Annotated in this window: 17 protein-coding genes; 1 reads left to right on the top strand and 16 read right to left on the bottom strand. The window is 38.0% G+C overall.

Annotated features, from left to right (window positions below; genetic code table 11):
• Nucleotides 1-106: 106 nt before the first annotated feature.
• The 16 genes from panF to O1A01_RS08405 all read right to left on the bottom strand — a co-directional run bounded on the left by panF (nucleotide 107) and on the right by O1A01_RS08405 (nucleotide 21,166).
• A complete protein-coding gene (panF, locus tag O1A01_RS08480; RefSeq protein WP_066410766.1) occupies nucleotides 107-1,561 on the bottom strand; it encodes a sodium/pantothenate symporter in 1,455 nt (484 codons plus the stop codon).
• Nucleotides 1,558-1,842, bottom strand: coding sequence for a YhdT family protein (locus O1A01_RS08475; protein WP_066410773.1), 285 nt, complete (start codon nucleotides 1,840-1,842; stop codon nucleotides 1,558-1,560). The genes panF and O1A01_RS08475 overlap by 4 nt, the downstream gene beginning before the upstream one ends.
• Before the next feature lie 552 nt (nucleotides 1,843-2,394).
• Nucleotides 2,395-3,366, bottom strand: a complete 972-nt coding sequence (locus O1A01_RS08470) for an ROK family protein (RefSeq protein ID WP_270066035.1) — start codon at nucleotides 3,364-3,366, stop codon at nucleotides 2,395-2,397.
• Between the two features lie 13 nt (nucleotides 3,367-3,379).
• Nucleotides 3,380-4,309 (bottom strand): GNAT family N-acetyltransferase, encoded by a 930-nt coding sequence (locus O1A01_RS08465; RefSeq protein WP_270066034.1) that lies wholly within the window; start codon nucleotides 4,307-4,309, stop codon nucleotides 3,380-3,382.
• Nucleotides 4,290-5,903 (bottom strand): beta-N-acetylhexosaminidase, encoded by a 1,614-nt coding sequence (gene nagZ, locus O1A01_RS08460; RefSeq protein ID WP_270066033.1) that lies wholly within the window; start codon nucleotides 5,901-5,903, stop codon nucleotides 4,290-4,292. Before nagZ ends, O1A01_RS08465 begins: the two co-directional genes overlap by 20 nt.
• A 19-nt stretch (nucleotides 5,904-5,922) precedes the next feature.
• The gene (locus tag O1A01_RS08455) at nucleotides 5,923-7,494 is read right to left on the bottom strand and encodes a DUF4127 family protein (RefSeq protein ID WP_270066032.1); all 1,572 of its coding nucleotides are present in this window, start codon (nucleotides 7,492-7,494) and stop codon (nucleotides 5,923-5,925) included.
• Nucleotides 7,491-8,693 (bottom strand): alpha amylase family protein, encoded by a 1,203-nt coding sequence (locus O1A01_RS08450; RefSeq protein WP_066410781.1) that lies wholly within the window; start codon nucleotides 8,691-8,693, stop codon nucleotides 7,491-7,493. Before O1A01_RS08450 ends, O1A01_RS08455 begins: the two co-directional genes overlap by 4 nt.
• A gap of 476 nt (nucleotides 8,694-9,169) precedes the next feature.
• Nucleotides 9,170-10,639 (bottom strand): extracellular solute-binding protein, encoded by a 1,470-nt coding sequence (locus tag O1A01_RS08445; protein ID WP_066410782.1) that lies wholly within the window; start codon nucleotides 10,637-10,639, stop codon nucleotides 9,170-9,172.
• 118 nt (nucleotides 10,640-10,757) lie between these two features.
• The gene (locus O1A01_RS08440) at nucleotides 10,758-11,633 is read right to left on the bottom strand and encodes a carbohydrate ABC transporter permease (RefSeq protein ID WP_270066031.1); all 876 of its coding nucleotides are present in this window, start codon (nucleotides 11,631-11,633) and stop codon (nucleotides 10,758-10,760) included.
• Nucleotides 11,634-11,646: 13 nt separating this feature from the next.
• Nucleotides 11,647-12,612 (bottom strand): ABC transporter permease, encoded by a 966-nt coding sequence (locus tag O1A01_RS08435; RefSeq protein WP_270066030.1) that lies wholly within the window; start codon nucleotides 12,610-12,612, stop codon nucleotides 11,647-11,649.
• 554 nt (nucleotides 12,613-13,166) lie between these two features.
• Entirely contained in the window at nucleotides 13,167-14,735 is a 1,569-nt protein-coding gene (locus O1A01_RS08430; RefSeq protein WP_270066029.1) for an FAD-dependent oxidoreductase, read from the bottom strand.
• A 12-nt stretch (nucleotides 14,736-14,747) separates the two neighbouring features.
• Nucleotides 14,748-15,608, bottom strand: a complete 861-nt coding sequence (locus tag O1A01_RS08425) for a MurR/RpiR family transcriptional regulator (RefSeq protein WP_066410789.1) — start codon at nucleotides 15,606-15,608, stop codon at nucleotides 14,748-14,750.
• 21 nt (nucleotides 15,609-15,629) lie between these two features.
• Nucleotides 15,630-16,580: an acetylxylan esterase gene (locus O1A01_RS08420; RefSeq protein WP_066410791.1), complete on the bottom strand. Its 951-nt coding sequence runs from the start codon at nucleotides 16,578-16,580 to the stop codon at nucleotides 15,630-15,632.
• A gap of 11 nt (nucleotides 16,581-16,591) precedes the next feature.
• Nucleotides 16,592-17,308, bottom strand: a complete 717-nt coding sequence (locus O1A01_RS08415; RefSeq protein WP_066410793.1) for an N-acetylmannosamine-6-phosphate 2-epimerase — start codon at nucleotides 17,306-17,308, stop codon at nucleotides 16,592-16,594.
• A gap of 32 nt (nucleotides 17,309-17,340) precedes the next feature.
• Nucleotides 17,341-17,997 (bottom strand): YesL family protein, encoded by a 657-nt coding sequence (locus O1A01_RS08410; RefSeq protein ID WP_066410795.1) that lies wholly within the window; start codon nucleotides 17,995-17,997, stop codon nucleotides 17,341-17,343.
• A 289-nt stretch (nucleotides 17,998-18,286) separates the two neighbouring features.
• Nucleotides 18,287-21,166, bottom strand: coding sequence for a family 10 glycosylhydrolase (locus O1A01_RS08405; protein WP_270066028.1), 2,880 nt, complete (start codon nucleotides 21,164-21,166; stop codon nucleotides 18,287-18,289).
• A gap of 374 nt (nucleotides 21,167-21,540) precedes the next feature.
• On the opposite strand from O1A01_RS08405, the gene O1A01_RS08400 reads away from it, so the two are divergent.
• The gene (locus O1A01_RS08400; RefSeq protein WP_270066027.1) at nucleotides 21,541-22,656 is read left to right on the top strand and encodes an SGNH/GDSL hydrolase family protein; all 1,116 of its coding nucleotides are present in this window, start codon (nucleotides 21,541-21,543) and stop codon (nucleotides 22,654-22,656) included.
• Nucleotides 22,657-22,973: the final 317 nt, after the last annotated feature.

The raw sequence follows: 22,973 nt of genomic DNA, 5'->3' as shown, positions 1-22,973 counted from the left end.
CCTTTCTTTTTCAATATTCAAAAAACTGTAAATAAAAGGGGATGACAGCTGTAGATATCGCGACGTTTCGCGAATCCTTGGTCATCCACCTTATGGAGTTAGCCAGTTAGGCTTGTAGCTTATTTGAATTAGATATAATCGTTTCTTTTGTTAATAAACTTACGATAACAAAGGCTAGTAGTGAAAAGATAATTGGAAATACAACAGAATGAACTCCCATCATATTTGGTGCGAAATTATGAACAATAATATAGGAAGATACACCGACAACCATCGAAGCAAGTGCCCCATGTTGATTACCTCGTTGCCAATAAAGTCCCATAATGACTGGCCAGATAAACGCGGATTGTAAACCACCGAAAGCAAATAAGTTTAACCAAATTAATAAGTCTGGTGGACTTAACGCCATCGCAAATACGAGAATTCCAAGAACAGTCGTCACACCGAAACTAACTTGTTTTATTTGTTTGCTTGAAGCTGATGGTTTAATGAAGTTTAAGTACACATCTTTTACAACCGCAGAACTTACTAATAAAAGAAGCGAGTCAACCGTCGACATAATGGCAGCTAACGGTGCTGCTAGTACGATTCCAGCTAGCCATGGTGGCAATACTTCCATCGTAATTAATGGCATAACAGAGTCTCCCACTGCAATATCTGGAAGGATTGGACGTGCAAATACTCCAATTAAATGCATTCCGAGCATAATAAAGCCGACTACGATTGTTCCAGTAATTAACGCTCGGTGCATTGCTTTTGAACTTTTATATGACATCGCACGAACGGTAACTTGCGGAAGAGCAACTACCCCAACACCAACTAATATCCAGAAGGACGAAACATAGGCTGGAGTAAGTCCGCCGTCATGTCCAAATGGTGTTACGAGATTTGGGTTTTCCCTAGCAAGATCTGAGATAATATTTGAAATCCCACCTCCTGCAATAATCGTCCCAATTAAAATGATTAATGTACCAACAAACATGACAACCCCTTGAATGGAGTCAGTTACTGCAACAGCACGGAATCCGCCGATAATAACATAAATGATGACACAAACTGCAAATATAAATAGGGCAGATGTATAAGAAAGACCTGTTAATGATTCTATTAATCTTGCTCCGCCTACCCATTGAGCTGCCATTGCGGAAAAGATAAAGATAATAATACTGAAAGCAGCTACAAGGGATACAGACTTACTGTTATTGTAACGACTACGTAAAAAATCAATGAGGGTAATTGCTTTATATTTGCGGGCGTATATCGCAAATTTTTTCCCTAAAATAAGTAATGTAAAATAACCTGTCGCCACTTGAGCCATCGCAAGAAGTACCCAGCCCAATCCTTGCGTATAGGCAGTACCTGGTCCACCGATGAAACTACTCGCACTTCCGTAAGTGGCTACCATTGTCATCGCTAAAATGAATCCGCCTAACTCCCTGCTTCCGAGAAAGTATTCCTGCAAGAAGTTACTAGAATTTTTCAGATGACGAGACGACCAAAAGCCAACAACAAAAATGGAGATGACAAAAATTATTAATGGAAATATTACTTGCCAGTTCATTTTGTCTCCTCCTCTTCCTCAAAACTAACTTCTGTTAAGAATCCTTTCACAACTATAATAACGAGTACTATCATTATAATTGTTCCTACAACACAGCTATAAAAAAACCACGCTGGCAATCCGAACACATACGTATATTCTTCTGGAGGTGTTGATCCTAACCCGTAAGCGAAGCCATACCACCATATAAAGTTAAAAATAACGAGTCCAACACCGATTAATGCTTCCCTATTGGCGATTTTAAATCGTGGATCATTATGATCTATCTCATTATGATTCATATCTCTCTCTCCCTTCATCTCAAAAAACTGATTCCTTACACGTGCAAAAGGAAATCTCACCTATTCCGCCCTTTTTAAAACGTAATCTTTTAAACATGCTTGCAGGTTGCTCTCTTTCTATTGCCTCCTATCCCCCTTTTCTTTCATTTCTGAGATAACGGTTAAACCAATTTACAGAATATTTTAAATTTATAGTATAACAAAATAAATGACAAGCACATTAGACATAATATCCAATCATCACCCCAAAATATTTTCCACTTTGTCTAGGTGTGGACAGAGGGACGGGTTTCTTATCCAGGGAAAAAATGGGGAATTCAACATCTTACGAACCTACATAAATACGAATAAAAATAGAAAACCTACCTATCATATTGTAAAATTTGAAACTCCGAAGAATCAAATTATACAAAAATAATGGAAGGTTTTCTACTATAATTAATAACACATGGGTAGTGGCAAAGGAAAAACGATCATTAAAAGTGTATAATATCCCTGTCCATTTATCCAATTCTGTTTACTTAATATTGGTTGAATTCCTGTATCCCAACCCTATTGTACATTTTCAATCGAAAATTTATTAGTACTATATAGCCACGGTTGTATACTAGCTCCAATTAATCCAGACTCATTCTGTAGTTCTGCAGATTTGAGCTCAACACCATTAACTAATGCCCTTAATCCCTTATGTTTTAAATTTTCCTGTAAAAGGTAAATTATCCAATCTTCGTTTGCCATTACACCTCCACCTAATACAACTATTTGGGGATTAAACATATGAATAAGATTTATGATACCTATTGATAATCCTTGAATCATTTGTTGAACAACTTCTTTTGCTAATGGGTGACCTTCCTTATAAAAACGAAAAACTTCTTCCCCTGTAATTGAAGCAACATCGATGTGTTCCTCGCCATGCTCTGTCAACAGTTTGCTCATTCTTCTAGCAATCCATGTACCGGAAGCAAACGTTTCTAAGCAGCCAGGAAGACCACAGTTACATAATTCGCCATTCATATCAACCGACATATGGCCAAGCTCCGTAGCTCCACCCCAAGTACCGTGTATTAAGGAACCTTTCGTTAACACTCCTCCACCAACACCAGTTCCAAGTGCTAAACAAATGACTTCTTGATAGCCTTTCGCAGCCCCAAAATATTGTTCAGCAAGCGTCAACACGTTTACGTCATTATCTACATAAACCGGTAATTCAGAATAAGCTTTAATCTCTTCACGTAAATGAATGCCTCCCCAGTTACGAATGTTCGACGTTCCTGATAATATCTTCGCTTCCTGTACATGTACTTGACCTGCGGTACCAATTCCAATTCCACCTAAAGTGATGCTCTTTTTGTTAGCAAAAAGTGTTAGCTCCACAATTACTTCTTTTAACACTTGAAGTATTGCTTCTCTCCCAAGTTTTGGGGTAGGTACTTTCACTTGGTGAATGATCGTGCCGTCCCGTTGAACAATGCCTGCTGCTATTTTCGTTCCACCAATATCTACCCCAATGTTATAGTCCACGATTATTACCTCCCTACTGCTTTTTTGAAGCATGAGTATATTGCTTCCAAGGCTGAAATCCAAATTTCCCGTAATAGTTTAATAGTATTGTCCAATCGACCACCATATCTTCAACACCTTCCTTCTGTAAAAGAAGGACAATTTGTTCAAAGTACGATGTTCCTAAACCTTTTCCTTGATATTCCTTCGCCACACCAATCGGTCCAAGTCCACCGTATTTTTCCTTTAATAGCTCTTTCCAAAAAATACTCGGACCAATATAACCGTCGTTAAACGTGTGAACATGGGCAAAACCAATTAATGCATCTTCTTTAAAAAGCCCAACCGTTCCGTCGACACGTCGATCTTTTCGCAAAAAAGCTAACGTATCGTCGTACCATCTCTGACTGAAATTTGCTTGAATTAGCGACAATAAAGTAGACTGTTCCCCCTCTCGAAGCCTTCGAACCGAATAGCCTTCTTGTAGAGGATATTTTTCTGCATAATCGGAAATGCTCGTTCGTAAATCGTAGGCACTTCCTTCCACTTGATAGCCTTGCGATTGAAAAAAACGAATCGTTTCCGTACGCTCACTCGGTATGCCTGGAAATAAATGATAAGGGTCCATCCCTACAAGTACGTCTGCTCCACTCATCTGCTGTTCAAATTCTCGTAGCATGCCACTACCAATTCCTAAGCCGCGAAACTCTTTATCAACTAATATAGCACTAATCCAACAACCACCTTGCTCCGTATCTCTTTTAGAAACAAGGAAACCTACTACTCTACTGTTTTCAAGTGCAACGAATGATGCTTCCTCGTTCACCCACTCATTAGCAACTAAATTACGCTCGAATAATAGTTCCGTTATCGGAAAAGACTCCGCTAAGTTCTGATTCCATAGAGGGATGAACTCTTGCCAAGAACCATCCCAGTCTTTCCAACTACGAATTTGAATTTTCATAGGAAAAGCTCCCTTGCTCTAGCAATTTCACCGGTGACTTCCCTTGAAAAGTTAATTGTCCGTCTAATAGTTTCTTTAATTGATGAATCGTATGATCTGTGTAACTAAAAGTAGTAATATATGTGCCCACCGCCTTTGGTAAACGCTCGATTATTTGTGGATTCCAAAGAGAAACAACGATGATGTTTTCCGTCATAGTTGATAATTGGTCCACTAACTTCACCCAACCTCGTTGCAATTCTCTTCGTTCATTAATTAGTAGCACAACGACGTCACCTTGTTGAATCGTTGTTACTATTTCAGCTATCTCAATTAATGTTGGATTTTCTCCACTAATATACGTTACTTCATATCGTTCCTCTGCAAAGACGACGTCGACAATTGCCTTTCTGTCTCCCATATAACTAATATCATTGTAAGAAGATTGCCCGATTACTTTTATTGTCTTAGTACGGTCTAACGGTAAAACATTACTTTTATTAATCTGTAACGTTATTCCTTCCGCTGCAATGCGATTCATCACTTCATGATATTGCTCTTCGACGATAGTAGTTGGATTTAAACTATCCGTGAGATTCTCATCGTCAATCCACTGTTTCTTCTTATTTAAAATCCGATGAACTGCAGTTTCGACTGTTGATAAAGGTAGCACTCCATTTACCACTGCACGTTCTACCGCTTCTACCATGGAATATTGAGAAGCAACATCTCGCCCACAAGCAAGTATAATATCGGCACCAGCTTGAACCGCCTTTACAGACCCTTCTTCTCTTCCGAAGTATTTCGCAATCGCATCCATTTCCATCGAGTCTGTGATGATTAATCCATCATATTCGTATTTTTCTCGTAACAGCGTTTGTAAAAAGTACGAACTTAATGTAGCTGGAAATTCACTATCTAATTGCGGATAAACAATATGGGCAGTCATTATCGCTTCCATATTGTTGTTCATATTATCCATAAAAGGGACGAGTTCAAACGACTCTAACTGTTCTAAAGTTTTATCTACCATCGGCAAGCTTAAGTGGGAATCAAACTCCGTATCTCCGTGTCCAGGGAAATGCTTACCTACCGCTAAAACCCCAGCGTCATGATAACCTTGTATACTCGCTTTCCCTAACTGACTCACTTCTACCGGTGATTCGCCGAAGGATCGAGCACCAATTACTGGGTTATTCGGATTATTATTAATATCAATATCCGGAGCAAAGTTCATATTAAATCCAATCTTTTTTAACTGTTGCCCCATGACAAAGCTAGCATCGTACGCATTTTTTTCACTTTTCGTAGCACCGATCAGCATATTTCCAGGAGATACAACCATCGAATCCCATAAATAGGCAATCCCTCCGCCTTCTTGGTCAATCGATATCCATAATGGCGGACGGTTGTTGTTAACAGCGATTGTTTGTATATCTCGAATTAACGTAATTACTCTATTTATATCTCGTAAATTTCTTTGAAAAAGAATAACTCCCCCAACATTCCATTCCGCAATCGCCTTTTCAAGCTTGGGTGTTACATCTTCTCCTCCAAAAGCAATAATAAACATTTGCCCTATTTTTTCTTTTAGAGTCCAATCTTTCACCACCATACGTTTCCCTCCATTCAAGCTATTGCTTCACTTTTGCTTCTTGCAACTTGGTATCATATCCCACTTCAAACATTCTTCTCCATGGCATATAAACATTTTCTAACTGAATATCATATTGTAACTCTTTCATTTCTTTTTCTATAAAAGTGTTAAGCTTTTCGTTCACTAGTTTTGTAACATCTTGTAATTGGGAACCTAAATATCTCGGTGTTAGACCTATAGTTGGTAGTACTTCATAAGATATATGCTTTCGCACGACCGCTTGATAGCCCCAATCTTCAACAAGACGACTATAGAGAAATGCTTTACTATTTTCTTTATGCCATGACGGACTTGTTACCTTATCTTGTCGATAGTAGGAAGCGATAATTGCGTGACTGACGACTGTCCCCATCGTATTTCCATTTGTGTTCCACGCTGCATAAGCAATTAATTCATCTAGTAGACCTTGTTTTTTCACTAACTGCATTAAAGAAACATCCGCACCGTTACAAATGGCAACATCCGCTAACGCTACATTCTTTCCTTTTGAAATAAAGTGCTTCATCGCATGGACAAACTCACGATAATTCACTTCAGAAAAATAAGAACGATTTCTAGTTTCTATTGCAAAGCTTGATTCCGCCATTCCATCTTGACCACCGACTGCAGAAGAATGGACCATAAGGAGTACATTATTCTCTCTTTCATCGTGTACAATAACGCCACCTGCAGAAGTAATATGAGACTTTATGCTTTCTCCTAATCTTCTATCTTCATATCTCGGAATAATGAAAGGACCATTAGTAGAAGAATAACGAATCGCTATTTCCGGTGTATAGTCATGCTCCTGACAGAAAACTCTCGTAAATAAAGTACATGCAATTTCATCTGCGCCAGGATAGATATTGACACAATCCATTAAATTACCTTTTTCAACTTGATACATTAAATGACGCTGTTCCCTCGCTGTAAACCCAAACTCAGAATTATCGTCTAACGGAATAATTAAGTAATCTATCAAATTGCTGTCTACTAGTTGTACAACATTCTTTGTAACGGCGAAGTTCGTCTTCCTTCTATTAAAATAGTCTGTCAATATTTCTTGCGGTATTTCCGCTTCTATTTTCGAAAACTCCGCTGTTTCCTCTTCACTTAATTGGTTTAGTTCCTTCTTATCCGATAACCATCCTAAACGGTAAATTCTTTGTCCATATTGCTCATAGTAACTAGGCTCTTCTTCATCACTATTGTAGGCCGGTACACGCATAATTAAGTTATAAGCATAAATTTGCAAATTTGGATTTTTGTCTTTTATTTCTTTTAGAACATGTAACCTTTCCAAACATTCTTCGATCGTTAATGAATGTAAACGAGATGGCACGATTCCACCGTATAAGAGCATATCAATAGAAACGATTAAATAATCTGCATCTATCGTTTCCTCTTTCACCCACTCTAACAGTTGAGGTACATTTGCAGGAGTTTTCATGTTACCTAGCATATTTTTGTTCGGAACGATCATATCCATGTCCGTCATGTCAGCTAATGCTTTCGGATATAAATAATTACAAGGTCTTTCATCTAATGGTACGTACACAACTTTTTTCATTTTTGGCCCTCCTTCTGTTCTTCAATTAAAACTTGCCACCAATCGTATAATTCTAAATAAATGGCATCGAAAATCATGAGACCGTCACCACTATTTACACACTCTTCCACTGCTTTTTTAAATTGAAAAGCGTCACCCTCGTACTCTTGTAAAAACAAACCTGCGATCACTGGTACATTTTGAGCAGTTACTTTTTTACTTAACTCAATAGCACCTTCTACACTGCGCCACTTCTCTTTTCCTTGCTGTATAGCTTCCCCTTCAAAAACGTCGGGATAATAGCAACCTGTTATTAAAAAGTCTAAACAATCCGCGTACCCTGATTTCATATAACCCTCTTCCATCCACGGAAAAGTTACTTCATTATGTACACTAGCCCAGTTCACACCTTCTTCATAAAACTCAGGGTACCAAGAACCTACATATATTCCAAAACCGACTTGCTCGTTCTTTTCTTTTACTAACCCTTTTGCTTGATGAACAAAGTTCGTAATATTCGTCGCTCTCCACGTTAACCACTTTTTATATAAAGAGCCTGGCTGAACACCATTTTTCTTTGGGATCAGTATATCTTCTGGCCAACATTCTATTTTTTTTCCGATATATCGTTCAAAAGTATTTCTACTAAACTCACTAAAGTCTCCGTTGATGTTAGGATAGCGACAACGGTCTAACACAACAGCATGAAAGTCGTACTTTTGTACAACTTCTTCTATTAAAGAGAGCTCATATTTTTGTACTTCTGGATGAATTGGATTGACAAAAATAGAAGGTTCATGAAATTCCTCCGCTTTTGTAAAGGTCGGAGTGGAAGTTGAAGCGTCTAAATGATAATAAGTAACTTGCCATTCTTTATTTGCATGTGCTTTAGAACTAGTGTCGTTTATATTTCCTTCTGCAAAAACATCAAACTTTACAATAGCATGTAAGCCATGTTCATTAATGACATCAATCATTAATTGCACATAGTCTTTCCCTTCCCACTCTCGGAATCTTTCCCATGAACTAACGTGTGGGGCAAGGGAGCTATGATAGGTAACATACCCGTATGGAATTTTCGCATCAACGACAACGTGAGAAAAACCAGCTTCTTTTGCTTGTTGAATGTAGCTTTGCCTTTTTTCCTCTTTAATTAAATAACGGCCATTCGCTAAAAAGTCTACCCATAGCACTTTAGCGCCTACATATGTTTGATTCATCACGTTCACCTCTTTTTATTTTAGGCTGTGTTCTTAAACTTTGTTGTTATTGGAAGTTGGTTGGTTAGTTGGTTAGCTTTTAGGGGGTTCCTAACGAACTAACTGCTAACCAACCACTAAATGCTTCATTTATAAAACTCATATTATTTAAAATGCCACACTCTTTTAGAAAAGAGCCTTATTTTATGTAGAAGAGGGTGCCCTTTTAAAGGCAAAGCAACTCCAACACTACATTTCGACTTACATCTTATGTGGTGTCGGAGGGCCATGCACAAAAAATAGGACACCCGATAATTTTCACTAACAATCAGTGGGGTTAGAGTTTCACTTGATCCCGGTGTAAGCGCCCGTAAACTCCCACCTCAAAAAACTAATGAGGTTGAGCTGGGAGCTAACGGTCGCTAACACCCCGATTTGTTCAACTATCAATCAGTGGGGTTGAAGCCCCCACTGATTGAAGTTTCACTTTATTTTTCTTACTTATTTAAAAACCACTCATTTACTTGATCTGTCCACTCTTGGCCACCATCTTTGTACCATCTTTCAACAAAGACATCAAAGTCGCTAATTGGACGGTTACCAGCAATAATTGTCGCGAAGAACTCATCTTCTAACGCTCTTAATTGCCCACCGTAAGTTCCACTAGCAGGTGTTGGAGGTCCAGTATACTCAGAGAACATTGCATTTTCTGCAATTTTCGTTACGTTATCAAATAAATTAAATTCTAAACCTAAAGAATCTAAACGAATTTTAGTTGTTTCAGGATCTAACGGTTCAACAGTTGTATACATTTGGCGATATAGATGCTCATTATGCTTTTCAAAGTTTGTTTGTGCTACACCGTCTTTAATTTCCCAAACATCTCCTTCGAATCCTAAGAAGATATCTCTAAATCCATCAGAAACGATAAAGTCTAACATTTTAACAACTGCTTCTGCATTTTCACTAGTTACTGGTACAGCATTATAACCACGAACTAACGCGCTTCCGGCTGTTCCAGATTTTCCATTTGGACCAACAGGGTAATCAATAGAAACCCACTCAGCATCTGGATTGTTCTGTGTATTCGTTAAAATAGGACCACGAGTATCCCACCATGCTGCTGTAAATAGACCAGCACGGTCGTTTGCAACTTTTTCCCCTAATACTGTTAAGTTGTTGGACGGGAACTCTCTATCTAGTAAACCTTGTTGATATAAATCTGCTAAAAACGCTAACGCTTCTTTCATTTCAGGAGTAGTACTAGAGAATACTAACTTTCCATCTCTTTCTACCCACTGATTCCGTTGAATACCAAACGCACCAAGAATTGGCGAAATCCGACCTAGTTGATCCGTCATTACGAAACCAACGTTACTTTTTTGCTCTTTGAATGCTTTTAAAACTTCTACATACTCATCTAAAGTTACTGGCTTCTCAAGACCAAGTTCATCTAACCAATCTTGACGAGCGTAAACAATTTCAGATCCCGCTTCTTGAAGAATATGTGGGATTGCATAGATTTCACCATCAATTGTTACAGCTTCCCAAGCTTCTTCAGGGATTAATTTCGTTAAGTTTTTTCCATGCTCTTTAACGATATCCGTTAAAGGTGTTAATGCTTTTTGATTTACATAGTTTACGAACCAAGTAGCATCAGGACTATAAATCATATCTGGTAACTCATTACTTGCCATTAATACATTTAGACGCTCCATATACCCTTCTGCTGGAGGCACTTGAACTTTAATATCAAGTCCTGTGTTTTCTTCAATAAAATCTAAATATGGATTGTTGCTTTCATCCATTCCATTTGGGAATGCGCGTCCGTAGTTATTTACGACAATCTCGATTGAAGCATTTTCACTCGTACTACTAGAATCTTTTGAACAAGCAACAGTAGTAATTAACATGATGGCAATTAAACTTACGAGTAATAACATTTTTCTTGACATGAATGCTTTCATCTTTATAAATCCCCCTTCATGATTCTCATTTTTTAGATGATACGTTTAAAATGTGAATAAATAGTCAGGTTGGCACCATCCCATCCACCCCCTTAATTTTTCTACATTTTGGTGAAAGTTAACCTTTAACCGATCCCAACATAACACCTTTAACAAAGTATTTTTGCAGAAATGGATAAACGATTAAGATTGGTAGCGTACTAGAGATAAGCGCTGCTGCTTTTAATGATTCATTCGCTAAAAGCTGTTGTTCAAAGTTATCCCTTAAATTAATTTCAGACTGGTCAAATTGAATTAATTCTCTTAAATAAACTTGTAACGGATACAAGCTACGGTCATTAATGTAGAGCACTGCGTCAAAGAATGAATTCCAATGGAATACGGCGTGGAATAATCCGATTGTCGCAATAACTGGCATCGATAACGGAATAACGATTTTAAACAATATCCCTATGTTTGACGCCCCATCCATTTTGGCAGATTCCTCTAATTCTGCCGGAATGCTTTGGAAGAAGTTTTTCACAATAATTAAGTTAAAGGCGGAAATCATTGTTGGGATAATGTAAGCCCAAAATGAGTTTAACAAACCTGTCTCTCTAACTACTAAATACGTAGGAATCATTCCTCCACTAAATAACATCGTAAACACGACCATAAATAGAATGAGCCCACGGCCTTTAATGTATGTTTTTGATAACGGATAAGCCATTAAACATGTAAAGAAAACATTCACGAACGTTCCAACGACTGTTCTCAATACACTAATGGAAAACGCTTTTAGAAAGTGTTGATCCATTAGCACTTCTTTATACGCAAGAAAGGTTGTTTCTATTGGTAAAAATAACACTTCACCTGAGACAATTGCACGTTGACTACTTAATGATTGAGCAATAACATGGACAAAAGGAAACAAACAAATGAGTGCAAAGCCACCAAGAAACAAATAGTTAAATATAGTAAAAGCTCTTTCTCCTTTACTTTGCTTTATCGCCATTGGCAACACCCCCTTACCATAGTCCGTTTTGTCCTAATTTTTTGGCAATTTTATTCGCAAGGACAACCATAATTAGCGCGATGACTGATTTGAATAATCCAACAGCAGTCGTATAACTGAACTGTCCTTGTGTAACACCGACACGATAGACATACGTTTCAAAGACATCACCAACGTTATATACGAGTGGATTTAATAAAATAAAGACTTGTTCAAATCCAACTTCTAAAATATTACCCATTTGAAGAATGAATAAAATAACAATCGTAGGTAATAAGCTTGGCAACGTAATATGCCACGTTTGTTGCCATTTATTCGCTCCGTCTACTTTGGCTGCTTCATATAACTGTGGATCAATTCCTGCTAGAGCTGCTAAATAAAGAATTGTTCCCCAACCAACACTTTTCCATAAATCACTAGCTACTAGTACTGTTCGGAACCAACTATCATCTGCAATGAAGTAAATTGGTTCAAACCCTAGAAACTGTATGAACGTGTTTACGATCCCTGTCGAAGGGTTAAGTAAGTTAATCATAATCCCACCAACAATTACCCAGGAAAGAAAGTGTGGCATATAAATGATTGTTTGAACGGATCGTTTATATAACATGTGGCGAATCTCGTTCAACATCAACGCAACGATAATTGGGGCAGGGAATCCCCAGAATAACTTATATAAACTGATTAGCAATGTGTTGCTAAAGATACTGTAAAATTCATCTGCTTGAAACATTCGAGCAAAGTGTTTAAATCCTACCCATTCGCTGCCTGCTACTCCGGCAAATACACTGTAATCTTGGAATGCGATGACGATTCCCCACATTGGTACGTATTTGTAGATGAGGAAGAATAGGATTCCTGGAATCATTAATAGATATAGGTCCCAGTATTTAAGGAGTGCGCTTTTTTTCTTTGGTTTGATGTCTGTTTTTATGTCTATTTTTGTTTTGTTTGCTTCGATTGAAGTTCCATTTTGCATGTGAATTTCACCTCCTCTATTTGTCTTGCTTGAAATTAGGATTAAGTAGTTAGATATAGTCCGTTCCACTCCGCTACAGGTACTCGCTTTCCGCGGGGAGAGAGCCGAGCCTCCTCGGCTTCGCCTGTGGGGTCTCGGCCTTCTCTCTCTTCCCGCAGGAGTCTCGCACCTTTCGCTCCGTTCCACTGACGGTTCTGAAATTTAAGAAACAAAAACTTAAAATCTCGGTTTAAAACATACCTATCTTCAAATCCCCTGTTGGAAGTTAGTACGTTCAACTTCGCTACGACCACTTGCTTTCCGCCGGGAGAGAGCTGAGCCTCCTCAGGCTACGCCTTGCGGGGTCTCAGCCTTCTCTCTTCTTCCGGCAGGACAAGGAAGGCTACGGCAGCAAGACATCGCACGAAGAAAAATGCGTATGCATTTTTCAAGGAGTCTCGCACCTTTCGCTCCGTTCCACTGACGGTTCTAAGTAAAAGTGATTTGACTCGGAACCTAATAATAATAAAACAGGCCACGTTCCTCGCTCACTTCTACTTTCATCCACTACGTTTTTATACTGCATGGACGGTTGGCCAGGATAGTTCAATTCCTTCGTTTACTAGGTGTTGTTGGAAGTTTTCTAGTAGTGTTTGGTCGTTTCTTACTTGGCGTGGTGTTAGTTTATGTTTTAAGCAATAGGCAACTAAGTAACCACTTACTTCTCCGATGTTCCATTCGACTGGATGTAAGCGATAACATCCATTTGTTATATGAGTAACTCCTAAGTTTTTAGAAGCTGGTAGTAAGTTATTGACTCTTACCGGGATCAGGCTTCCTAACGGAATTTGGAATGGCAAGCTAGAAATATCGATAAATGAATTTCCTCCCGTACTTGGATGCAAGTCAATTCGGTATGATCCAATACCAACGGAATCATGAAATACTTCCGCTGTTTCTCTTAACGCTGCACTTATATGCTGTTCCACAACCGTAAACTCTGCTTTAATTCTTCTAGACTCGCGAATATACGGGAACATCGCTAAACCGTCATCTGTTCCAACTACATCTGGGCGTAACCGTAAACCAGGATATCCTTGTTTACCATCTAATCTCGGTGCCTCTGTTTGCATCCAATATAATAAGGAAAGACTTAGTTGTTTTGCACCTTCTAAATGCTTTTGCTTCTCTTCTTTACTAACATCAATTACAGGCCCTAACCAATAGTCATTTTGTGGCCAATTTATAAGGGATATATCACTGTCATATAAACCTTCTTTGAAATTTGCTTTATCTATTAATCTACGATATTCCCATAAAGAGAACTTATCTTTTTCTCTAAATAAACTGTATGTAATTGGCTGTAACGTTACTGGGTTTACCCCCGTCCAGTCTAGCTGTGTATTTGGCCAAAATGGAGCTTGGTAGTCTTTCCAAAATTGATAGTCTCGAGGTTTCTCAATCGTATGATTTTCTCCTTCGATGTAATCAATCGCAAAGCAATGAGTAATTGCCTGCATTTCCATCGGATTCGCATCCCCAACTAGCGCATGCGGTTCACCTGTATCCTTTTGGGACTCTGCACCTGTTACATACTCTACACCAGCTAGTGGTAGAACATCTCCACAATCGGTGCCATCTAAAAAGTATGGTGCTCTTAATACATAACTTTGTTTCGTATATACTTGTTCAACTTCTACCGCTGTAACATCATCTTTATCTGTTTCGGCAGCTTTAATTTTCGTTTCCGTTAAAATAATTACTTTTCCACTATGCACGTAAGGAGCTAACATATCATTCAATACAGCAAGTGCTGCACGAGGTTCGTGAGATATTCTACTAACGTTCGCACTACCAGGATTAAAAAATGGCTTCTCTTTTCCTAGCTCACTTAGTGGGAAGTGTTTACTATAATATGACCTAACATCATTTCTAAACTTGCGATAGCTTCTCGTACAACCGAATTGTTCGATCCAACGATGCTCATCAGGCGGTACTGCTTGGTTCGTTAATTGACCACCAATCCATTTCGTTTCTTCCGTCATAATTACTTTGTAACCAGTTTTTGCAGCAGCTAGGGCTGCAGCACACCCACCCGTGCTTCCTCCAACAATGACAACATCTGCAACCATTTCTTTTATCATTTGCTAAGCCCCCTAATATAATTTGTCGGAAACGGCTTGCGCTGTTTTTTGTAATGCTTCCCTCGACTTTTCTTTTCTTTGTAGCTCAATATATCTCGTTATCATATCTAATACGTGCATTTGAGAAATAAGAGAGGAGAACGCCCCACCGTGTAGTGGACTCTCTTTCGCTGACGTTAACAACACGACATCACCGAACTTAGTAATTGGTGATTTAATATGATTCGTAATACATATAATGTAAGCACCATTTGCTTTCGCTATTTCTATTGCATCAACAAGATCTTTCGTGCTTCCGGATGTAGATATTCCGATAACAACATCTCCCGGTTTCGCTAATGCACAATTCATTGCAATAACATGCGAATCGGAGGCAGTTTCTGCATGAAAACCTAATCGCATAAAGCTATACTGAGTTAATTGCGCAATGACACCAGAAGCCCCAACCCCAAACGTATATAACTTATTTGCTCGAATAATTTGTTGAGCGGCCTCTTCCATCACAAGTGGATTTACTAGACTTAACGTATTTTGTAACGTTTGACTGTTCTCTGCTGTTACTTTTTGAGAAAGAACGAAAACACTATCAGACTCATGAACTTCTCCATACTCTTGTTTATTCGTTTCTGTCCCATGTTGCGCAACGGCTAGTTTAAAATCTTGGTAGCCTTTATAGCCCAACTTCCTACAAAATCTTATGACGGTCGTTTCCCCAACTTCTGCATGTTCTGCCAAATCGGAAACAGACCAGTAGACAGCTTCTTTTAATTGATTTTGGACAACATCTGCTACTTTTTGTTCTGATTTTGTTAATGATTGATAAATACTTGTAATCATCACATCTGGGCTTACTTGGTAATTCACTCTACTCATGTCGTAATCATCCTTCGAAATTTATAAGTTGTCGTTTACAAATTGAATCGTTTTGTCCATATGGTCAATAATTGCCATATCATGACCAGAAAACGGAAATACTTCAATTGATTTCTCTGCTTTTATTCTGTTATATACTCCGTAAATAGGCATCGGCGGACATACAAGGTCTTTTAACCCAACTGAGATTCTTGTCTTACTAGTAATGTTTTCGCAGTTATTTAAGTTATCAAAGTACGTTAACGTCGTATAAACTGGCTCTATATATTCTGGATGACGGTGTAAAAACTTCTCTACTACTGTCAAACTGCCTTCAAACTTTTGCTTCATTGCGAGTCCAACATCACACATGTTCGGCACATCAGCAACGGTTAATTTAGGACGATTATCTAAACTAGAAACAGCTAGAGCGATGCCCCCACCCATACTAGCACCGATGATGGCAATTCTATCTTTATCTATTTCTTCTCTAGAACAAGCAAAATCAATGGCGCGAACACCGTCTACATAAACTTTTCGGTAGTAATATTCTTCTTTAATTAAAATGCCTTTCGTTACCCAAGTTCCCATTTCATCTGAGCTGTACTTCGAATAGTCTCCTGTTTTCCCTTGGCCTCTCACATCAACAGCAATGACTGCATATCCTTGAATTAACCACTTCATATAATGAGAAACAGAATTTTTATGACCTGCATATCCGTGGAAAAAAATTAAGCAAGGTAATTTCCCTTCTATTTTTTTCGGCAAAATGTAATAGGCTTGAATCGGTGTCTCATCAAATCCGTGATACGTTAATTCATAGGCTGTAATTTGCTTAATTGGGTAATCCATTTCTATAAGTTGCTCATTTAATGGCCTTTCTTTTGCTTCCTGTAACGTTTGACTCCAAAATGCATCGTGATCCGGCATTTTTGTTAACTCTGGACGATAAGCCTGTAACTGTTGAATCGTATCTTGAATATGTCTCAACATAAAAGGTCCCCCTATTGCTTTGCTTGAAGTAATTTTTCAGCTGTATCTCTCACCGCCACATAAAACTGCTTCGTAATAATTTGCGGGCGAGTAATTGCTGACCCTACCACGACAGCAAAAGCACCTAGCTCTAACGCCTTCGCGGCTTCTTCCGGTGTACTAATATTACCTTCTGCTATTACTGGAATGGTTGCTTTTTTAGCTAATTCCTCTAATAACGGAAGATCCGGAATCATTCTATCTTTCGTATATGGAGTATAGCTTGATAGAGTCGTAGATAACATATCTACGCCCGCTTTCTCTGCCGCTATCCCCTCCTCAAAAGTAGATATATCTCCCATAATGAGACAATCACTTTTGTTGCGTATGTAAGCTACTAACTCTTCTAAACTTTCCTTGTTAGGTCGTTCTTGTATCGTTGCATCTAATGCAATTACATCCACGTTTGCATCGATTAACGCGCTAATTTCTGTTTTCGTTGGGGTAATGTACACCGGACTATTACTATAATCTTGCTTAATTAAGCCAATGATCGGTAAACCTGTCGCTTCTTTAATGGCGACAATATCTACTACACTATTAGCTCGGATTGCTGCAGCTCCTCCAACTTTAGCGGCTAAAGCCATTTTTGCCATATGCTCCGAACCGAATAAGGGCTCATCCGGTAAGGCTTGGCAAGATACGATGAGTTGCCCATATATTCTCTCTAATATTTCTCTTTTTCTCATATTTGTCTCCCAACTCCCTTTTGCACAATGACTTAAACCGTTAACGTATCCTTTTTATCTTCGTCGTTCCTTACCTTAGTAAACGCTTCCACTCTATTGAACGCTTTATAGCTAATCATCATTAAAGCGTAAGCCGTTACACTACCTGCAAAAACAGGAATCAACCCTGGTAACGCTCGTAAAATGATGACAGAACTTGCGATGATGAGAATAAATGCCACCACTACTAGTGGATTCATAAACATGAGGAGAATCGTACTTTTAAAGTAGTTCCACCATTTCGTTTGATAATGTACATAAACTGGAAATAAAAATACACCTAATAGAAGATAAATAAATGTGACAACCCAGAAGAAGTAATAAAGCACTAACATGACTGCACTTGATGGGGATGAAAAATACAATATGTCTACATATAAGATCAAGCCTATAAAACCATAACTAATACCTAGTAAATTAGATTTCATAAATTCTTTCTTATACGTTAACCAAAACGTTTGGAAAACAGGAATGTCTCTATTCCCTTTCACCCATTGCCTCGTGACAGTGAACATAGCAACCGTAGATGGGAAAAGACCCAATATTCCTAAACCTAAAAGAATAAAAAATAGCCATAAAATATTTAAATATGCTAATCTCACAAACATGAGTGAAAACTTATAAAAGCCATCCATATATTGATTATCCATTGTAGTTATGACTGCCTCCTCGTTGTGTTTCGGACTCGCTCCAATTCACCAGCAAATTATGGTGGATAATTCCTCCTTAGATGGAATTTTTTTTGGAGTATATCTCCATAATATAGGCGCCTTTCACTTTTGTAAAGGCTTTCTTAAATAAAAATTCAGAATTTTTAAAAGGTCGAGGGGATTAGAAAAAACCTCGACCTTTTATTTAAAATAACGGAAGGACATGACAATCCTTAGACGGATGCACTATTCCATGTATATATTTACAGTTGCTAGTTGAACTAAATCTTTAGCTAAAGTAACCTTCAAACAATTGAAGAATTTCTTCCACATGCTCTTCATTAATATGTTTACCTGCATGTTGCTCTAACATTTTTACAAACTGTTCCAATGCTTTTATAGCGTTGTCATTCGCTTTTTCGGCCTGCCTCACTTTACCTTCTGCATAGAACCGTTCGCTCTGTTCGAAATGTTTTTGGGCTCTCGATAAATGTTGCACTAATGCTGTTTGGATTCCTTTTGGATGAACAACATATTGTTCCACTAATTCTTTCGCTGTCTCTATCACTTCAGCTACATTAACACGAGTAACGGTTACGGATTTATGATGTGTTTTCCAACCATCAACAAGAACGATTATTTCTACCTCATTCGCTCCATCCTCTAGTGAGATGGTTGCTGTAAAGTCGCCATTCGATGCAAGCACTGCCTTTTCTCCATTGATCCATACTTCTGCATTACCTGGACCAACGATTTGAACTTTTCCATTGAAATCTAGTTGTTTACTTCTCACTTCTTTACCGTCATAGTTTAACAAGCCATTTAATATAGCTGCTCTAACCTCGTCACCAACATGATAAGCATTGGCTACTAACTGTCTTTTCGTTCTAATACCTGATCCATCAAGTGCGGAAATGACAAATCCACCTTCTGGAATGATACTGTTATTATCTTGTACATTTACCCAACTCCAATTTTTCGCCTGTTGTTGGTTCACCATTTTCACCACTTTACCTGTCGCATCGACAACCGCTTCAACACCCCAAATATTCGTACCTGTGGAAGGACCAAATGCTTCCGAATAAATGTTCAAATTGTTGTCATTACGGTTAACGTTAAAGAAATCTCCTTCAATAACAGCCTCGCTATTGCGTGGATCACTTATCCCAAGATAGTAATCTTTCACATACTCGACATCGTTAATCGATGCTTTGATCACAGGGAAATTTGCTTGTGAGTAATCAAAAAGCATGAGCCCATTCGTATTTTGCAAGCCAGCCTGGAACACTTCACGTTGAACGGGTGGGTCTTGAACATTCACTAACGCCATACCCGCATAAAGAGGAATCTCCCCATTCGTCATAATGTTTCCAAGTGTAATGTATTTTTTCACTTCATTCGCTGTACGTTGGTACGTACCAATCATTAAGAAGTCTAAATTATCTGTATAACCTGTTTCGTAATACTCATCTGTATAAATACTGTCTTGCGGGAACTCTAATCTTTCATTATAGACGAAGTTTGGACTAGCCCAGTTCACTCCGTTTAAATAGTAAGACTCATACCAAGAACCAACATAGGCTGAAAGCTGAACATCTCTATTTTCTCGCACATTATATTCATCTACTAAGTCGCGCACTTCTTCTGTAAAACTTTTGATCACACTAGAACGGTACGTATACCATTCGTTAATTAACGGACCATCCACTCTCGTATTACCTTCATACGTGAAAATATCTTGTGGCCAGTTGTTTAACTGCTTTCCTCGCTCCGCTAAAAACTGTTCAAACTGTTGGCGTGAAATATCACTGAAATCAGCGAAATAATTATCATATCTTCCGCGGTCTAGTAAAACACCATCCACGTCATAGTTCTTTATCACTTCTTCAAAAGATTTCAATTGATAGTCTCGAACTTCTGGATTCGCTGGGTTTACGAAAGCAACGAGCGCTCCGTTTTTCCCGTAATGACTATCTCGTAATCTTTTTATTTCTCCTCCATCTTCATGACGATAAATTTGTTCTTCCCAATCGAGATGTTCATTTAATACACCAAACTCGTTATGAGCGATAGACCCTTCTGCGAATACGTTCATAGCTGCATGAACAGTTAATCCTAAACTGTGACTATGTTTAATAAATTCTGCTAATAAGTCTAAGTCAGGGTTTGAACCAGCACGAGATTCTGCCGTCATTTCACTAACATACGGACGGTTAGTTAAATCACTTTTCTTATAAGAAGCGAATCCTTCTACTCCTTTAACATCCAATGCAATCGCTGTAACTCCAGCATCTTTTGCTTCCACTAGCATGTTATAAATGCTCTCTGACGTTTGGAATCTCCTCGCATTTGGTCCTTGCTCTACCCAAAGGAACACTTCCTTCTCTTCCATTGTCTCTTCTTTGTAATAAACGATTAAGGATTGTACGTCATGTTCGTTGCCATTTTTAAAAATCGCAACATCAATATAGTTCGTTCCTTTCGATAAGGAATAATCGTAGCGGAAGGAACCATCTTCTGATATCGAAATTTCTTCTCCATTTACCTCCAGACGATATTGTTCTCCTTCCTCGAAGTTACGAATGGAACCTACTAACTGTGTTGTTTGCTCCGTTACTGTGTACATAAGCTCATTCGCTAAAATAACACCCGCTTGCAATCCATCACCTTTCATTAAAGCAGTTACTGGAATTACTTCGCCATTTTTTCTTAACTTAATTACGTCTCCAACTTTAAAATTCGTTGCTAGAAACTTACGAAAATCTTTCGATGCCCATGAATCGTCGTGAGCTAGTAAAACATATCCTCCGTCAGGGATAGATAACATTTGCTCCTCTTCCCAAACTGGCACGCCACCATTTATTGATGGACTAACTACTCGAACGACTTCATTTCTACTATTTACTTGCACAGCCACCCAAAGACGTTTTACTAAAACTTCAGGTGCAAACTCTGTCGTAAACAGTGAAATAAAATCTGCTTTTCCTTCAATGCTCGAATCTATATAATTAATTTCTTTTGTTGGACCTTTTGTTCCTATACTGACATCTTCTGGAGCTGCCTCCACTTCAATTAAATCGTCTTCAAAGTTAGACATCGTAGTAACAGGGAGTAAAGATAAAACTAGAAATACAGAAACTAGTAAACTAATCAACTGACGAAATTTCATTTAATTTCCCACCCTCATATCATTTTAAAATAAAGCGCTTTCAAATTTGTTCAAAGTACTTGCTCTATATCCCCCCTTCATCCTTTTAGTTATGTATTCACTGAACAGGAAACTTTAGGTGGAATCATCCTCCATTTTTGTACAAAATACTGGAATACACTTTCATTTTATACAGCCTATTCTTTATTTGTAAATAAAATTACGAAAATTACGAAAATTATAGGTAAAAAGACTTGCCTACTAGTGACCAAAGTACTACTACCCTTTCAATTGGAAACGAAATTGCCATATAAGAATTCGACTCTTTAAAAGGGTTTTTCACCGAAATATAGAATGTAACTTAAAGAGCGATAATATTTTTTGGAGGGTTGATTTTGAAAGAACAAAACGGTAGCTTAACTAAACTAGACAAAAATTTACAAATAGAAAATGTTATGACAGACGGAATTATGTGGACTTCTCCATTGTACTCACCCTATGAAATTAATGGCTTTCCTTGGTTTTCAACGGATAAAACTTATCGAAGACTTCCAATACAGCCGAACGTTAAAATTCCGGAAGCAGTCGATCACTTAGCAAATTGTACAGCTGGTGGCCAAATCCGTTTCCAGACAGATGCAACGAAATTATTACTGAGAGTAAAGATGAAAGGCAGAGCTTATATGAGTCATATGGCTGCTGTTGGTCAATGTGGATTCGATTGCTATTTCGGTACACCTGGAAATCAACAGTTTGTAAATGGAGGAATTTTTGAACTATTACAAGACGAATATGAGGTTACTATTTTTGAGAGGGAAGAAAATAATATTATCTCTATCACTTTAAACTTCCCACTTTATCAAGGAGTTGAATTAGTAGAAATCGGCATCAATCATTCTGCTAGTATAATAAAACCACTCCCATATAATAGTTCGAAAAAAGTTATTTTTTACGGAACTTCTATTACACAAGGAGGATGTGCATCTAGACCAGGTCTTGCCTATACAAATATATTAAGCCGGCGCATCAATCTGGAGTTTATGAACCTTGGTTTTTCCGGTAATGGAAAAGGTGAAGCGGAAATGGCTGAGCTTATTAGTGAAATAGAAAACCCTGCTTGCTTAGTGTTAGATTATGAACCGAACTGTGTTAGTACAGAACTATATAAGCAAACATTACCTAAGTTTATTACTACATATCGTATGGTTCACCCATATGTTCCTATTCTTGTAGTCTCCAAGTTTCCTTATGGAAAAGAAAGGTTGAATAACCAACTACAAGTAGACAGACTAGAACGTCTTGCTTTCCAAAAGGAGCTCATTGCTATTCTGCAAAAACAAGGTGATGGGAATATATTTTTTTTAGAAGGAACCGATATACTTGGGGAGTATTGGGACGATTGCACAGCAGATGGTGTACACCCTAATGATTATGGTTTTATGTTGATAGCGAATAAGATGGAGCCTATTATAAAGGAAATTTTGAATTACAGTACCAATTCGAAAGGATAAGAGTTAACACGAACACATGATATTTATTATTTTCTATATTTCCGAAATACAATTAAACAAGAGTTTGTATTTTCCTTTTTTCAATAAATTATTTTATTCTAAAATACAGGGAGCAAAACATAATACCTGCTCCCTATGTTATATAAAAATTTTTCTTTTTTATATTAAGAATTTTCTATCTACCTTCTTCTTTCGTTGTTTCATGATGTTTTTTATATTGCACTGCTATAGATTCCTTAATCTTTTATTCAACAGCACACGTTTGAAGTTCGCCATCCATATACATAATTAAAAGCTTCATCAGTTATCCGCATCAA

The organism is Sutcliffiella sp. NC1 (genome assembly GCF_027594365.1).
Taxonomy (GTDB): Bacteria; Bacillota; Bacilli; order Bacillales; family Bacillaceae_I; genus Sutcliffiella; species Sutcliffiella cohnii.
This window is presented reverse-complemented; position numbering and strand designations above follow the sequence as displayed.